This window comes from Flavobacterium arundinis, from assembly GCF_038289855.1.
Taxonomy (GTDB): domain Bacteria; phylum Bacteroidota; class Bacteroidia; order Flavobacteriales; family Flavobacteriaceae; genus Flavobacterium; species Flavobacterium arundinis.
The window spans coordinates 395,740-413,074 of record NZ_JBBYHR010000003.1 but is presented as its reverse complement, the minus strand read 5'-3'; the positions used below and the strand labels follow the sequence as shown (position 1 = coordinate 413,074).

Below are 17,335 nucleotides of genomic sequence, written 5' to 3'. Positions count from 1 at the left end.
TTCATTAACTATGGCAAGAAGATTGGAATTATATGTTGATAAAGAAAATGGCGATGCTCCTGGTTTTTTAACAAATTTTGATGACTACGGCGTTATACTTTACTATGCTTTTACTGTTAACCGGGAAAAGGCCATGTTGCTCTATAAGGCAATGGTAAATGAATATCAATACGCATTAGGTTATGGTCTGCCACTTAATGATCTTACAGATAGTAACATAAACGTGTGTTTACCCATTGATCAGATTCCAAATGTAATATCTTTTATCACTGATGATATACTTCCCTCTTTAAATATCCTGCCGCTGGAGCTTAATATGATTGATGAATGGAATATTGGACAGGATTTAGAAGCATTTCTAATGAATCAGGGCAGTTTTTTCGACAATTTCAATATTGACGGAATAGATGTTGACAATTATGCCGTGTATTATTTTATTGGGGTATTTAATCAATTGTTGGATTTTTTTAAGGAAGTATTGGTTTGGGGAATCAAATACAAAGTTGAAATAGCCTAATAATGAATAACATCCCGCTCCGCAAAGTCTCTGACTTTGTGGGTGTGTTCAAAGGTCTCTGACATTTACTGTGCATGTCAGAGACATGCCAACGCTTCCGCAAAGTCAGAGACTTTGCGGAGCGCCGGACTTTGCGGAGAAGTAAGCCTCCAAATACAAAACTACCCCTCCCCTTAGCCCCGACCGTAGCGATATCCTGCGGAGGCACGGAGCAGATAAAGCGAAGGGCGGGACGAAGTATAGCAATAAGCGCTTAGATTACTGCTTCTGGCTACCCTGCTTCAAAGTATGCATTCTCGATGAAACTACTGCATTTCTAAACGTAGGGCGCTACTTAATAAATCATGTTAAGAAATACACCCTCATTTTTAAATGGTAAGGCAATGTAAATTATATTTACAAAAATTTTTGCTTTGCTATGAAATTCACCCTTACTATATTAACACTGCTTTTCTTCCTCACAGCCAGCGGGCAGAACGACTGCTCCGATGCACTTATCGTCTGCGGGAATATGGGGTATGACGGCCTTACCGCCAACGGCCCCGGGCGGCAGGAACTCAATAACTCAAACACCTGCCAAAGCTTTGAGAATAATAGCATCTGGCTCGAACTGCACATAAAGACAGGCGGAACCCTGGGTTTCACGATAACACCCGGCAACCCGGATATTAACGTTGATTTTGATTTCTTTATTTTTGGGCCGAATGTTACCTGCGGCAATATAGGCCAGGCCATACGCTGCTCTACCACTAACCCTGAATTTGCGGGATCTGCAAGCAATCTTACCGGTATGAACGATAGCGAGACCGACACCGCTGAAGGACCCGGCGAGCTGGGCAACAACTTTATCCGGTGGCTTACCGTGCAGGATGGCGAATCGTACTTCCTGGTAATCGACAGGCCCATAGGCGCAAGCGACTTTTCGATACAATGGACCGGGACAGCTTCTTTTCACGATACCCCGGTTTTCAATAATCCGGACAGCATCTCTCTTGACCTTAAGCAGTGTGATGATGACGGCATCGACGACAAGATCTCGCTGTTTGACCTTACTACACACCAGGCAATGCTTTTGGATACACAAACAGACGTTGCCCTTACATTTTATGAAAACCAGAATGATGTAATTACGGGTAGCAATCCGATTACCAGTCCGGGGGCGTATGCCAATACTTCCGCGCTACAGACGATATACACCCGTATGACCAATTCGATTACAGGGTGTTTTAACAGTACCGCCTTTACGATAGAAGTCATCAACCCGATTGTGGCAGGGCAGCCTGTTGACCTCTATCTGTGCGATTTTAATGAGGATGGGAAACAGGAGTTTACGCTATCCCAAAATGATACAGCAATAAAAGACGGAGGCCTGAATATGATGGTAACATATTATAGTACACTTGAAGATGCCGATAACAAAACCAATCCTATTCCTGCGCTTTACACCAACGAGGTTCCGTATACTGCCGAAACCATTTGGGCAAGGCTGGAAAATATAAGCGGCTGCTTTGGGTATGATGTGGTATCGTTTACAATCAATATCATACCGCTGCCGGAGATTGTTTATAAGCTGGATATCGTGGATTTCCGCGACAGCGAAAACGCGATTACCGTTGTAATGCCTGACCCTGAATCGTATGAATTTTCGATTGATGGCGGCGGGTTTAGCGACAGCTTTGTTTTTGAAAACCTGGAGGCCGGCCCGCATGTTGTTTTTATCAGGGCAAAAACAGGGTGCAAAACCATTCATGAAAACGTGGTGATACTCAATTACCCAAAATACTTCTCACCCAACGGCGACGGGCTGCACGACACATGGCGCATTCCGTACCTTTCGCTGCACCCGCAGGCAAGTGTTACCATCTTTGACAGGTATGGTAAAGTGATCGATGGCTTTAGGGGCGAAAACCCCGGATGGGATGGAAATCTGAACGGAAAAGCTTTGCCCTCAACCGATTATTGGTTTGTACTGGAACTCGAGAACGGTAGAAAAATTCAGGGGCATTTTGCAATGCTACGATAGTTTTTCATAAATTTATAAAAAAATTAACACCCGAATGCTGTGAAAAGTACCTTCAGGAGATGGCTTTTGGCACTCATCCTGCTCCCATTTGTACACCTGAACGCCCAGACAGACTGCCCGGACGCTATAATTGTGTGCGGAAACGCGACTTACTCGGGGCTGAATGCCACGGGTGTGGGAACGCAGGAACTAAACATCCAGAACGCATGTTCCAGCCAGGAGCATAATAGCCTGTGGCTGAAGATACTGATTAAAGATGGCGGCACATTAGGGTTTATACTCACTCCCGAAAACGACAATCTTGTAGTTGATTTTGACTTTTGGGTTTATGGGCCAAATGTAACGTGCGGAAATCTTGGTACGGCCATCCGGTGCTCTACCACAAATCCCGGCGCGGCAGGGCTTACCTCCAATATTACAGGGATGAACGGTACGGAAACCGATGTATCCGAAGGGCCAAATGGCGATGGGAATGCATGGATCAACTGGATTGAGGTGAATGATGATGAAATTTATTACCTGATAATCGACCGGCCGCACGGCGAGGCTAATTTTTCGATGCAATGGACAGGAACGGCTACCTTTCACGAGATACCGGTATTCTACAATCCTGATGCTATTCCCTTGGAAATAGTTCAGTGCGATGGCGATGGCGTAAATGACAATTCTACCGCGTTTGACCTTACTGTATTTGAAGAAATGTTCATTGGCAGCCAGACCGATGTTGCCATTACCTATTACCTCGACAGCAACGGCATGCTTACCGGGGAAAATCCATTGGGCAACCCTTCGGCATACGCCAATGTGTCCAGCCCGCAAACCATTTACATGCGCATGACCAACCCTGTCACGGGCTGCTTTGACACGGAAACCCTCACTATAAAGCTTGACCATGACCTGCCTGCAGGCGAACCTGTAGCATTGTCGCTTTGTGATACTGCCGGTAACGGGTTCAGGGAATTTAACCTTGCACAAAATAATACGCTAATAAGCAATGGCAATGCAAATACATCGGTAACGTATTATGCTTCGGAAGCAAATGCCCAAAACAAGGTGAGCCCCCTCCCTGCCCTGTACCAGAATGCCACGGCCTATACCACACAGACCATTTGGGCAAGGGTTGAAGCGACGAGTGGTTGTTTCCGTTATGGCATTACCTCTTTTACCATTAGTATGCTGCCTGTACCTGAAATGCTGCGTACGGATGACTTCCTGCCCAACGTACCGCTAACGATCATAAAATGTGACGATGACAACGTTGATGATAATGCAACTGCTTTTGACCTTACCGTTTTTGAAGAAATGCTGAAAGGCGCCCAACCCGATGTGGCCCTCACCTATCATATTCAAAACAGCGATGCTGAGACGGGTAATAATCCTTTAGAAAATCCGGAGAATTATAATAATGTCGCAAACCCGCAAACGATTTATTTGCGGATGACAAATTCTGTTACCGGATGTTTTGAAAGGGAAACACTCACTATAAGCATAGACCACAGCCTGCCTGTAGGCACACCGGAAACGTTGCTGCTATGCGATACCGATGGCGATGGCTTTGGGGAATTTGACCTGACACAAAATGATGAGCCTGTAATAAACGGCATGCCCAATACCGCAGTGACATACTTCGCATCGGAACAAGATGCTGAAAATAAAAATAACCCGTTACCCGGAAGCTACCAGAACGAGAATCCCGATGTGGCACAAACGATATGGGCACGGCTTGACACCACGAGCGGCTGCATACGCCACGGCATCACTCCTTTTACCATAAATATCTACCCGGTTCCGGAAATGCTGCGTAACGAAGACCTTCCTCCGGGAACGCCGCTTGAAATTGTTGAATGCGATGATGATGGTAATGATGACGGTTTTACAGCATTTAACCTGAGGGTATTTGAAGATATGCTTATTGGCACGCAGAACGGTGTGGCCCTGACCTATTACCTGGACTACAATAATGCCCTTAATGGTGTACAGCCTGTAGATAACCCGCAAGCCTTTGTGAATACATCCAGTCCGCAGACGGTTTACGCACGAATGACCTACACTGCAACCGGGTGTTTTGTTACCGAAAACCTCACTATCAGGACTGATGTGGACATGCCCACGGGCATTCCTGCTGCACTTGCGCTGTGTGATGATGCTAACAATGGCGTTAGGGAATTCGACCTGACACAAAATGATGACGCGATAAGTAACGGGGACGAAAATACGGTTGTTACTTACTATGCTACCAAAGAAGATGCTGAAAATGAAACAAACCCGCTGCCGGGCCTCTATCAGAATGAAGCGCCTTACACAGCACAAACCATTTGGGCAAGACTTGAAGGTAATGACGGATGTTTCCGCTACGGTATAACCTCTTTTACTATTAGTGTGTACCGACTGCCGGAAATGATGCGAAATAACGAATTTCCCGTTGGTACACCCCTGCAAACAACGCAATGCGACAGCGATGATGCAAACGATATTTCTACGACGTTTGACCTTACTGTTTTTGAAGACATGCTGGAAGGCAGCCAGGCTAATATAACGTTCACCTATTACCGGACTGCCGATGACATGCTCACAGGTGCAAATCCTATTGGTACACCGCAAAACTACCGAAATACCTCCAATCCGCAGACGGTCTATATCAGGATGACCAATTCGGTAACAGGTTGTTACACTAATGAGACTCTTACCATCGTAATAGACACGATGATTACTACAGGTACGCCTGATAATTTATTTAAATGCGATAACGGCACAGGACTCGCTGTTTTTGACCTTTCGCAGAATAATGCGTTGATAAAGGATGGAAGGCCCGGAAGTGTCGTGAATTATTATGCTTCCGAAGAAGATGCCGAAAGCCAGCAAAACCCACTGCCTTACTTTTACCGGAACCAACAGCCCTATGCTAGCGAGACAGTATGGGCAAGGCTATCGGGTACCGATGGCTGCTACCGGTATGGTATAGCCCCATTCTCTATAAATATCCTGCCCGTGCCTGAAATAAACTATGCGGTGGATGTTAAGGACTTTACCCAAAACAGCAACCGCATTACCCTATCGATGACAGAAGCCTCTATTACTGATTATGAATTTTCTATAAATGGCGGGGACTTTTCAGTTGAGCCTTTTTTTGACGGGCTTGAGCCGGGTGTTTACAAGATCAGGATACGCTCTAAAGATGGCTGTAGTGACACTGAAACATTGGTACCTGTGCTGAATTACCCTAAATTCTTCACCCCGAATGGCGACGGTATCAACGAGGTATGGAACGTGTTTTTTATTTATTTTTTCCCGGACGCCACCGTGAATATTTTCGATAGGTATGGCAAGCTCATTAAAAGTTACCTTGGCAAGGAAATGGGATGGGATGGTACCTATAATGGTTACAGGCTCCCATCTACCGACTACTGGTTTGAAGTAGTGTTTACGAGTGGCAGGAAAATAAAGGGCCACTTCTCTATGATTCGATAAAATTAAGTTTACTATTGGCGGTTATTTGTTTGATATGAAAAAGTTTGTCCCTCTGCTATTGCTCTTGTTTTCCTTAAGTGTATTTGCCCAGAAAGAAGCTAATAACTGGTTTTTTGGCAGGCTGGCAGGCATCCGTTTTCTTGATGACGGGTCTGTCGTGGCGCTGAGCGGAAGCCAGATAGATACCAATGAAGGGTGCAGCGCGATATCGGATGCTGATGGCAACCTATTGTTTTATACCGATGGCCGTAATGTGTGGGACCGAAACCATGTGAAGATGCCTAATGGCAATTATAATGCGGGTACGGGCCTTATGGGCGACCCATCGAGTACGCAGTCCGGCATTATCGTCCCGAAGAAAGGCGACCCGAATACGTATTACATTTTTACCGTAGATGAGCCGCATCATGAAAATGCACAGGTGTATCCCGCGCAGTTTAATAGTATTTATTCGGACACTAACCTTGGTGTACCCGAGACAGATGACGGTTTTAATAACGGCCTTAATTACTCTGTGGTCGACCTTTCTGTTACAGGCTCGAATGGCAGCATAGGTGATGTTGTGACACGCAACAGGCATCTTATAACCTACGATCCCACTGTTTTAAATGAAATAAAATACAAATGCTCTGAAAAAATAACGGCTGTAAAAAACAATACCGGCACCGGGTTTTGGGTAGTCACTCAGTTTATTGATAAATTTTATTCCTTTTTTGTAGACGGGGCCGGAGTTAATGAAACACCTGTAATTTCCCAGCTCGACCCTGTAGTGAATACCGACGGCTACCGGCGTAGTGCCATAGGATACCTCAAAGCAGCGCCCAATGGGAAAAAACTGGCTGTTGCTCACAACCAGCGCGGGACAATTACCGGTGGCACAGCACAAAACGGGGCAGTTTACTTATACGATTTTAATAACTCCAACGGCATCGTTTCCAATGCGGTAATGGTAAGCAATAATTCAGTACCGTATGGAATCGAATTTTCTCCGCAGTCAAAAAAACTCTACGTTACCTATGATGCTACTCCCACTGTAGCGGGAGGTTTACATCAGTATAACCTTGAAGCTGCCGATGTAGGAGCTTCTGATATATTCATTACAGCCCTTAGCACTAATGCAACTGCACTACAACTGGGGCCTAACGGAAAAATATACAGGGCAGTAAACGGCGCATCTTTTTTGGATGTAGTAAACGCACCTGATGAAAACGGGCTCGCCTGTAATTTTCAGGATAACGCTGTATCGCTTGGCTCGGGTAGAATTGCTATTTTCGGACTTCCCCCATTTATAACATCCCTGTTTTCGGCAAATGTACTTATTGCCAATGCCTGCCTTGGCGATACTACCGAATTTTCGCTTAACGCTGCCGGTACGTTCCAAACCGTATCCTGGGATTTCGGTGATAGTGCTGCACCATCGTCAGAATTGGCGCCTACACATGTCTATGCTTCACCGGGTGACTATAATGTAATAGCGACCATAACCAACCAGGGCGATGTGTATACCATAGTCGAGGATGTAACCATTTATGCGATACCGGTAGCTAATACCGCCCCAGCCATTAATGAATGCGACCCCGAAAATGATGGGGTTGAAGTATTTAATCTGGCTGCAAATAACGCTTCAATATTAGGAACGCAGATCGCTACCACTTTTGAAGTGAAATATTTTGCCTCGCAGGAAAATGCCGATGCCAATACCAATGCCCTTAATGCAGCAGCCTATACCAATATTTCAAATCCGCAGACTATTTATGCACGCGTACACCAAAGGTCTAATACAAAATGCTATAGCACTACCTCTTTTGAGATAAGCGCAACGGCTGCCCCCTTGTTAAATACTAACAAATTTTCCATTTGCGACGACAACACTGACGGTGATGATTCCAACGGCAAAGCTACTTTTGATATGGCAGCCGTTACAACTGCGTTGGTGCAAAACAGTTCGCAATACACGACCACCTATTATGCCAGCCAGGCAAATGCCAACACGACAACAAGCGCGCTGCCTGCACAATTTTATAATACGGTAAGGGACGAGCAAGTGGTATATGCGCGTATTGTAAATAACACCTTTACTAATTGTGTTACCGTCCTGCCGATTACCCTTACAGTAAATCCCTTGCCTGATGCGATAACTACCGCCCGTTTAGTACAATGCCTTAACCCAAATGGTGCCAACCTGTTTAACTTAACACAGGCTGATGCCGAAATTTCAGGCGGCAATGCGGGGATCAGCGTGAGCTACTACCCTACTACAACCGATGCAGAAGATGGCACTAACGAAATAACGACACCTTTTACCAATACCACCAGCCCGCAGGTAATTGCAGCCCGTGTGGTCGTAACAGCAACTGGCTGTTTCCGAATCTTACCTTTAACACTGGAAGTGACAACCGATATACTGCCCGCCATACCAATGGAACGCTGTGACGATGATGGCAGCGAAGACGGTTTTGCAGAATTTGACCTTGCGTTAACGGGGGTTGGTGCAGGTGCAGACAGTGTGCTTTATTACCCATCTGTAACCGATGCGCTGCTGGAGCAAAATGCCATACCCGCAGTATTTACAAATACCACCATCAACCGCCAGATGGTGTATGCCCGCGTAGAAAACGACAACGACTGTACGGCGCTCCAGCCATTATATCTTATAGTACGGCCAATGCCAAATATCGACATTGACGACACCGCCATTGTTTGTCTTAACACTCATGACTTTATTCCTATCGATGCAGGGGAACTGGACAATCTCACCCATTATACCTTCCTGTGGTCAACCGGTGAGACAACGCATACCATATTTGTAAACCAGCCGGGCACCTACACGGTAGAGGTTACCAATATCACCAATATTTCAGGCTGCTCAAAAACGCGTACCATTACCGTTGTACCAAGCGATGTAGCCGTATTTGACGCAGTTGTTGTAGAAGACCTTCGCACAGATAACACCATTACCGTGCTTGTACACCCCGGCAATAATGTAGACACCTCCTACCTCTACAGCCTCGACGCACCAAATGGGCCGTGGCAGGAATCGAATTTCTTTGACAACGTAACTGCGGGAATACATATAGTCTATGTGTATGACACGAATGGCTGCGGCGTATCGCTACAGGGAGTAGCAGTACTCGCAATCCCGAAATTCTTTACCCCGAACGGCGATGGCATCAACGATACCTGGGACATCATAGGTGTAAATACATTATTCTATGAAAACAGCAAGATCTATATCTTCGACCGTTATGGCAAGCTGCTTGCAGATGTAAACCCCAAAGGCCCGGGCTGGGACGGTACATACAACGGACACAGGCTTCCTGCCACCGACTATTGGTTTGTAGTAACCCTTGACGACGGAAGGACTGTGAAGGGGCATTTCTCGATGGTAAGGTAATCATTTCAGATTGTAGATTTCAGATTGTAGATTTTAGATTGTAGATTTTAGATTGTAGATTTTAGATTTCAGATTTTAGATTTCAGATTTAGCTACACTCATTCCGTCATTACATTTCGCAAAAATTTCAATACCAATTTCTATGAAAAAACCATTGTTTGGCACAGAGAGTATTTTACCTGTTGTCGCACTTATATTCAGCCTGGTCAATTTAACCAATCCCGGAGCCTTATTGAGCCTTTCGGGGCTAGTTTCCGTTATTGGTATCATTGGCTCGATTTTGTATTTCATTGATTTCCATATGCGAATTGTGATCCCTGTTCTCTATATCTGGATCATCGTTCAGATTATTTCCGTTGAGCCTTATTTTAATCTCACACAGGGATTCTTTAACATGGGCGTATCACTTGGTGCAAATGATTCAGAAATAGTAATAAATATAATACCCTCTATTTTACTTAGCACTATAGTTATTCTCAGGGCATCTAGATTAGTTGGAAAAAGAATTACCATAAGTGAATTCCGCGAAGGCTCCCTTAGCGATATATTACCTTTAGAAGGCACTATTACAAAAAGAATGGATTTTGGAAGCGAAAAAAACTGGATGCTCTTTAAACCGGATAAGCCTTTTTATTATGATGATGCCCTTGTGCCCTATGTCCTCATAAAAAGGAAAGACGGTAAGATCATAAAGTCAGGAGCCAAAAACCAGATTATCTTCTTCAGACTTGTAAGCAATGAGATATACTTACAAAGTAATGCCATTGAAAACTTCCCTTTTATTGAATGGGCCATATGCCGATAATTTCAGATTTCAGAAGGTAGATTGTAGATTTCAGATTGAGTTACACTCCTGCTGTTAGCCTCAGGATTCGAGTAAGCACCTCCGAGTGAAGTTCAATCTGAATTCTAAAATCTGAAATCTACAATCTGAATGACCTACATCCGCTGCGTATAAAAATTATAATCGTTCAAAATGGTATCTATAAACGCGGTAGCATTTGCAGACACCGACCTGATTCCTGTTACAGCTTCTACCTTGTCCTGGAGCTTGGAGATCATCTCAAAATCGGTCGCCCTGATGCTCGCTTCATAGGTTTCTTTGATGATGCGCACATCGTTGTCGCTTAGTTTTATAACCAAAGGGTAAACAGGGATATATGTGTCGTTTATTTCTTTTAGTATCGTATGGTTTATCGTAATGTCGTTTTTAAGGGATATTACCGCCGTCCCCGCTGCAAGGTCGCCCAGGCGCTGTGTTTTGCCGGTAACCATAAGGCAGATGATCCCAACAACACTGAATGGCGGCGTAACTTCGATCAATCGGAACAGCCAGCGGATAAGGTAATCGCCAAAACCGGCCTGGTACCCATCAATCTTGATCACCTTTATTTTCATGATGCGTTTACCAAGGGTTTGCCCTTCCATAAGGCTTTCAAGCACCAGGGTATACAGCATGACCGGGAGGAAAAAGAACATATATACCGCCCTTTGCGACCATGGATCGAATTCGCTAAGGTAATCGTTGAACCCGGTAACCTCGAAGATAACAACAAAAATAACAATGTAATAGGCTATCCATATCACTAAATCAAGCAGATAGGCCAGCATACGGTCGCCTGCGGATGCCGTATTAAAATTTATATTCACATTTTGCGTAGTTGTGATAGATAGTTCTGACATATTTTATATTTTAGCTTTCGTATGAGAGAGGTCGCGTTTATAAAACAAAATAAAGAAAAATGGCTTGAATTTGAGCAGGCTATTTTCGGTAAAGCTAAAAAAAATCCTGATGAACTGGCCAGCCTGTACATTCATTTGGTAAACGACCTGTCGTATGCACAAACCTATTACCCTAAAAGCAAGACCGTTGTCTACCTGAATCACCTTGCTTCTATCACCTATCAGAAGATATACAAAACAAAGCGCGAGGAAACAAACAGGCTGGTTTATTTCTTTAAAACCGAAGTCCCGCTTATCGTTTACCAAAACAGGCGCTACGTACTTTACGCGTTCCTGATGTTTTTTATCTTTTTAGGCATAGGCGTTATCTCGGCTATAAACGATGATTCGTTCGTTCGCCTTATCATGGGCGACGACTATGTAAACATGACACTTGAAAATATTGAGAAGGGGAATGCTGTAGCCGTGTACAAAAGCGGCAGCAACTGGGGCAGCGCCTTCGGGATAACCCTCAATAACCTTAAAGTAGGGCTTTTTTCGTTTATAATGGGCGTGTTCGGCGGATTTGGCACTGCTTATGTATTATTCCAAAACTCGCTTATGCTGGGTGCTTTCCAGTACTTCTTTTATGACAGGGGCGTTTTTTGGGAAAGCGTCCGTGGCATCTGGATACACGGCTGTATGGAGATCTTCGGGATGGTAATTGAGGCTGCCGCAGGCTTTATATTTGGGGCGGGGATATTGTTCCCTAAAACCTATTCGCGGCTTGCCTCCATGAAGATAAGCTTTAAAAATGGCCTTAAAATTGTTTTGAGTACCATGCCGTTTACATTTGCTGCCGGCATGCTCGAGGGGTTTGTAACCCGTTATGCGCCGGATATGCCCCGCGCCCTGAATGTTTTCATCATCCTGTTTACACTTTCGCTTATATCCTTTTACTACCTGGTATATCCGTTTATCGTTAACAGAAAAATAAAAAACCAGCATGTTCCAGCTCTATAAGAAACGTAACTTCAGTGCGCTGATAAACGATACCTTTATATTTTTCAGGGTGTCCGGTAAAAATTATTTCCGCAACTACATCATAATCAATGGCGGGATGATGCTGTTGCTGCTGCTGCTTATCTTTCTTGTGAGCAGGATATTCTTTGAGAACATGTTTTCGGGGATGGGTTCTCCTGAGTCGCAGCAAATGCTCAACGATTATTTTAATGCAAATACCGGTTTCTTTATCGCCGCCGGTGTTGTGTGTGGTATACTGGTACTGCTCCTTACCATAACGAATTATAGCTATCCGGTATTATACCTCAGCCTGGCAGAAAAAAATGAAAAACCAACTTCCCGCGAAGTCCTTGGCCTTTTTAAAAAGAAGATCGGTAAAATTCTGCTGTTCGCGCTTTTATCCCTTGTAACTTTTGTACCGATAACCATAATAGTGGGTCTGTTCGGGATGCTGATGTTTGCCATACTGATTGGTATACCGGTGGCCATCATCCTGTTCGCAGCGCTTTCTAACTGGATATTCCTTAGCTTTTATGATTACCTGAATACGGATAAAGGCTATTTTGCCGCTATGGGCACGGGTATGCGAATGCTCTTCAAAAACTTCTGGCCGCACATGGGCTCGACAGCCATCATCTATGTGATCATTTCGATAGCGCAGAGCATATTGTCGTTTATCCCGTACATGATTGGAATAGTTATCATGCTTTTCGGCAGTAATGGCAAAATGGATAACGAAAATATATCGCTTTTAGGGATTTTGATGCTGATTACATTCATGCTCTATTTTGTACTGGCTTTTTTCCTGGGCAATATCCTGATGGTAAATCAGGGACTTATCTATTACAGCTGCAGGGAAGACAATGAACGCCACACACTACATTCTGATATTGACTTAATAGGTACCGACTTTGAATAAGATCCTTCTATACATACTATTGCTTGGCAGCCCTTTATGCATATCCGGTGCGACAACGCAGGATAGCATAATGGCGCCCGTAGTTACAGCACAGGCTGCTGAAACTGTATATTATAAGGACCGTAAATTTGACAAAGGACTTAAAGAAAAATATTCGGACAGGGAGTTTCAATATGAAACCAAGACCGTTGCAAAATCGCAATGGGAACGTTTTTGGGAATGGGTAGGCCGGGTAATTGACCGGATTTTCAATTTTGGTGACAAAACACAAAAAGCAGACGGATTCACCATATTTATCAGGATACTTGCCTTTGGGGTAATTGGCCTCGCTGTTTACCTAATCGCAAGAGCTATACTCAATAAAGAAGGATACTGGATCTTTGGCAGGGGCAATAAAAAAATAGCTGCATTCGATATCAGCGACGAGAACATCCACGAAATGGATTTCCGAAAACTGGTAGATGAGACAAAGCAAACCGGCGATTACAAGCTTACCGTTCGTTATTACTTCCTTTGGGTGCTTAAAAAGCTCTCGAACCGTGAGATAATCGACTGGCACTGGGACAAGACTAATAGCGATTACCTGTACGAAATACGCGACAACAAACTGAAAAAGGATTTCGAATACCTGTCCTATGTATATGATTATAGCTGGTATGGCGATTTCCCGCTTGACGAAAAGGCATTTGAAAAGGCAGAAAAAGCATTTCAGAAAACATTAAATACGCTATAAGATGAACAGGAAACTCACCATTTATATCGTATTGCTTGCAATTGTCATTGGCATTATCATTTTCATAGATGCCTCAAGGCCAAAACCGGTTAACTGGACACCAACGTATGACACCAGGGATAAAATTCCGCTTGGGCTGTACATACTCGACCAGGAAGCGCCTGATTTCTTTAAAGGCCAGGCAGTAAAGAAATTTGCCATAACGCCGTACGAATACTTTGACGGGCTGTATGATTATGAAACGAAAACTTATAAGGCAAAAGGCACATTTTTAGCTATCAGCGAAGAAAACAGGATCGACAATGAGTCGGCAAAGGAACTGCTGTTTTTTGCAGAGCATGGCAATACCGTATTTCTGAGTATGAAAGATTTTCCGCCTTTGCTGCTCGATACGCTTCAAATAGATGTTACAGGCAAATACTTCCTTAAAGATTCCATACAGATGAGCCTGGGCAGGAAGCCCGCAAAAAAATACTGGTTTAATGAAGGCATCGGCTTTACCTGCTTCGATTCTATTGAAAAGTCGGGGGCCACAGCGCTTGGATATCAGGATTCCTCAGATAAGGCCCAGCCGAATTTTATAAGGGTTCCTTTTGGCGAAGGCCAGTTCCTGCTGCATACCCAACCCGCAGCATTCAGTAATTTCCATTTACTCAAAAGCGATCATTACCAATATGCCGAAAATGTATTGTCTTACTTTCCCAAAGGTACTATTTACTGGCATTCGGGTTCTCGGGATGGTGAGAATATCTCGTCCAGCCCGTTTCGTTATATCAACAGCCAGCCGGGGCTGAAATGGGCGTTCCGCATCGGACTCATCGCTATCTTTATATTTATATTTTTTAATGCCAAAAGGAAGCAGCGCATCATCCCTGAGGTAACGCCGCTTAAAAACACTACGGTAGATTTTACCAAAACCATTGGTAACCTGTACTACCAGGAGGGCAACCACCATACCATTATCGAGAAGAAAATAATTTATTTCCTGGAGCATATCAGGAATGAATACATGATAGATACCTACTCGCTGGATGAAAAATTCATCGAAAAGCTGCACCTGAAATCGGGCAAATCTTTCGAGGACATCCAAAAATCGGTAAGTTTGATAAAAAAACACAGGCACCAGTTTCAGAGCACCGAGGCTGATGTGATAGAAATCAATAAAGCAATTGAAAAATTAAGGTTATGACAGAAGAATTCAACAACAGCCCCGGAGAAATAAACCTTGAAAAAGGCGCATCGGTAAGCAACACGGAAAATAACCCTTCGGAAAGCGAGAACATAAACTTCACGTCGCGGCTTGACCTTTCGGGATTGCAGCAAAGCATTGAGAAGGTAAAGGCGGAGATCAATTCGGTTATCGTGGGCCAGCACAAGATGATCGACCAGCTTTTGGTTTCGATACTCTCCAACGGCCACGTGCTTCTGGAAGGCGTACCCGGTGTGGCAAAAACCATCACTGCAAAGTTGCTGGCAAAAACCCTGACACTGGATTTCAGCAGGATACAGTTTACACCAGACCTTATGCCTTCGGATATTTTGGGAACGTCAGTGTTTGATCTTTCTTCCTCTAAATTTAATTTCAAAAAAGGGCCGATATTCTCAAATTTCGTACTAATAGACGAGATCAACAGGGCCCCGGCCAAAACGCAGGCTGCCCTTTTCGAGGTGATGGAAGAGCGCCAGATAACCATTGAGGGCACTACCCACACTATGGAAGCGCCTTTCCTTGTCATTGCCACGCAAAACCCTATTGAGCAGGAAGGAACTTACCGCCTGCCGGAGGCGCAGTTGGACCGTTTCCTTTTCAAAATTTCTATTGACTACCCGAAACTGGATGAGGAGATTGCCATACTACAGCGTGAGAATGCATTGCAGGACAGGAACAAATTGGAAAACATCCAGAAGATACTTTCACAATCGGATATCCTGAAATACCAGGGCATCGTGAAACAGATCGTTATCGAGCCGCAACTTATAGAATACATTGCCAAGATCGTGACCAGCACCCGCGAGAACGCTTTCCTTTACCTTGGGGCTTCACCAAGGGCTTCTATCGCCATACTGAATGCTGCTAAAGGCTTTGCGGCGCTAAGGGGCAGGGATTTTGTTACGCCGGAAGATATTAAAGAATCGGCCATACCGGTATTACAGCACAGGGTAATGGTAACGCCGGAGCGCGAAATGGAAGGCCTTACCGGCGAACAGATCATCAAACAGATCATTGACACCGTAGAAATTCCACGCTAATGAAGTGGTTTAAGCGCACATACCTCAACAATTTCTTTTTCTATGTGCTCATGGGCATCATGGTGTGCTTCGTGATGGCCTATTTTTTCCCGTCGCTATACAATGCCTCATGGGTTATTACCTATATTTTTATAGGTTTTACCGTGATCGACTTCCTGCTGCTCTTTGCAAGCAACCAGAGGTTTGACGGTTCCCGGAACATGCCCGAAAAGCTATCGAACGGCGATGACAACCCTGTTACAATAAAGCTGGAAAGCGGTTATTCGTTCCCTGTTTCACTGAAGATAATTGACGAAATACCGGTACAGTTCCAGATGCGAAATTTCGAGGTATATCGAAAACTGGATGCAGGCGGCACCGGTACTTTTGAATATTTCCTGCGGCCAACAGAGCGCGGCGAATATTATTTTGGCAGCCTAAATATATATGCCTCCTCTCCCCTGCGCCTTGTGGCAAGAAGGTTTGTATTTGATAAAGACCAGATGGTGCCTACCTACCCATCCTACATACAGCTTCGCAAATATGACCTGATGGCGTTTTCGAACAGGCTCTTTCAATACGGGCTTAAGAAGATACGCCGGATAGGCCACACGATGGAGTTTGAACAGATAAAAGAATATGTAGGCGGCGATGATATCCGTACTATAAACTGGAAGGCTACCGCCAAGAAAAACCAGCTGATGGTAAACCAGTTTCAGGATGAGAAATCGCAGAACGTGTATATGGCGATAGACAAAGGGCGCGTTATGAAAATGCCTTTCAACGGGCTTAGCCTGCTGGATTATGCCATAAATTCAACACTTGTATTGTCGAATATTATCCTGAAAAAACAGGACAAGGCAGGGATGTTCACCTTCTCAAAAAGGGTGGAGAACCGCGTGGCAGCCGAAAGGCGCTCGTCGCAAATGCAGCGGATACTGGACACATTGTATAATATAAGAACTGACTTCTTTGAGAGTGATTTTGGACGGCTATATGCCGATATAAAAAAGAACATCACCCAACGAAGCCTGGTATTGCTGTACACCAACTTTGAAACGCTGGACGGGCTAAAGCGCCAGCTGCCCTACCTGAAAGGAATTGCCAAGAGCCACATGCTGGTGGTGGTATTCTTCGAAAATGTAGAGCTTGAAGAGCTGATGCAAAAAAAAGCAGGCAACATCCAGGAAATATACGACCAGGTAATCGCTGAGAAATTTGCTTTCGAGAAAAGGCTGATCGTAAACGAGCTTAAAAAGTACGGCATATACTCGGTACTTACGAAACCTGAAAACCTGACGATAGACAGCATCAATAAATATCTTGAGATAAAGGCAAGGGGATTATTGTAAAAATACTTAGTTACA

12 protein-coding genes are annotated in these 17,335 nt (G+C 44.4%); 11 read left to right on the top strand and 1 reads right to left on the bottom strand.

The window, feature by feature from the left end; all coding sequences use genetic code 11:
- Window positions 1-10 precede the first annotated feature (10 nt).
- The 5 genes from AAEO56_RS07520 (at window position 11) to AAEO56_RS07500 (ending at window position 10,207) form a co-directional block, all read left to right on the top strand.
- On the top strand, window positions 11-517 hold the full coding sequence (locus tag AAEO56_RS07520) for a hypothetical protein (protein ID WP_341696413.1): 507 nt from the start codon (window positions 11-13) through the stop codon (window positions 515-517).
- 418 nt (window positions 518-935) lie between these two features.
- Window positions 936-2,540, top strand: coding sequence for a T9SS type B sorting domain-containing protein (locus AAEO56_RS07515; protein ID WP_341696412.1), 1,605 nt, complete (start codon window positions 936-938; stop codon window positions 2,538-2,540).
- A 39-nt stretch (window positions 2,541-2,579) separates the two neighbouring features.
- Complete coding sequence (locus AAEO56_RS07510) at window positions 2,580-6,008, top strand: T9SS type B sorting domain-containing protein (RefSeq protein ID WP_341696411.1); 3,429 nt, start codon at window positions 2,580-2,582, stop codon at window positions 6,006-6,008.
- Between the two features lie 34 nt (window positions 6,009-6,042).
- A complete protein-coding gene (locus AAEO56_RS07505; protein WP_341696410.1) occupies window positions 6,043-9,402 on the top strand; it encodes a T9SS type B sorting domain-containing protein in 3,360 nt (1,119 codons plus the stop codon).
- 142 nt (window positions 9,403-9,544) lie between these two features.
- Entirely contained in the window at window positions 9,545-10,207 is a 663-nt protein-coding gene (locus AAEO56_RS07500) for a hypothetical protein (RefSeq protein ID WP_341696409.1), read from the top strand.
- 134 nt (window positions 10,208-10,341) lie between these two features.
- Here the strand turns inward: AAEO56_RS07500 and AAEO56_RS07495 are convergent, their stop codons facing one another.
- Entirely contained in the window at window positions 10,342-11,085 is a 744-nt protein-coding gene (locus tag AAEO56_RS07495; protein ID WP_341696408.1) for an RDD family protein, read from the bottom strand.
- A gap of 21 nt (window positions 11,086-11,106) precedes the next feature.
- Here AAEO56_RS07495 and AAEO56_RS07490 point away from each other — a divergent pair, with 21 nt between their 5' ends.
- Genes AAEO56_RS07490 through AAEO56_RS07465 form a run of 6 tightly spaced genes read left to right on the top strand, consistent with a single transcriptional unit; the run spans window position 11,107 to window position 17,320 of the window.
- Window positions 11,107-12,087: a stage II sporulation protein M gene (locus AAEO56_RS07490; RefSeq protein WP_341696407.1), complete on the top strand. Its 981-nt coding sequence runs from the start codon at window positions 11,107-11,109 to the stop codon at window positions 12,085-12,087.
- Entirely contained in the window at window positions 12,071-13,006 is a 936-nt protein-coding gene (locus AAEO56_RS07485; protein ID WP_341696406.1) for a DUF2189 domain-containing protein, read from the top strand. Before AAEO56_RS07490 ends, AAEO56_RS07485 begins: the two co-directional genes overlap by 17 nt.
- On the top strand, window positions 12,999-13,739 hold the full coding sequence (locus AAEO56_RS07480) for a DUF4129 domain-containing protein (protein WP_341696405.1): 741 nt from the start codon (window positions 12,999-13,001) through the stop codon (window positions 13,737-13,739). Before AAEO56_RS07485 ends, AAEO56_RS07480 begins: the two co-directional genes overlap by 8 nt.
- A 1-nt stretch (window position 13,740) precedes the next feature.
- A complete protein-coding gene (locus tag AAEO56_RS07475) occupies window positions 13,741-14,928 on the top strand; it encodes a DUF4350 domain-containing protein (protein WP_341696404.1) in 1,188 nt (395 codons plus the stop codon).
- The gene (locus tag AAEO56_RS07470) at window positions 14,925-15,989 is read left to right on the top strand and encodes an AAA family ATPase (protein ID WP_341696403.1); all 1,065 of its coding nucleotides are present in this window, start codon (window positions 14,925-14,927) and stop codon (window positions 15,987-15,989) included. Before AAEO56_RS07475 ends, AAEO56_RS07470 begins: the two co-directional genes overlap by 4 nt.
- On the top strand, window positions 15,989-17,320 hold the full coding sequence (locus AAEO56_RS07465) for a DUF58 domain-containing protein (RefSeq protein ID WP_341696402.1): 1,332 nt from the start codon (window positions 15,989-15,991) through the stop codon (window positions 17,318-17,320). The genes AAEO56_RS07470 and AAEO56_RS07465 overlap by 1 nt, the downstream gene beginning before the upstream one ends.
- Window positions 17,321-17,335: the final 15 nt, after the last annotated feature.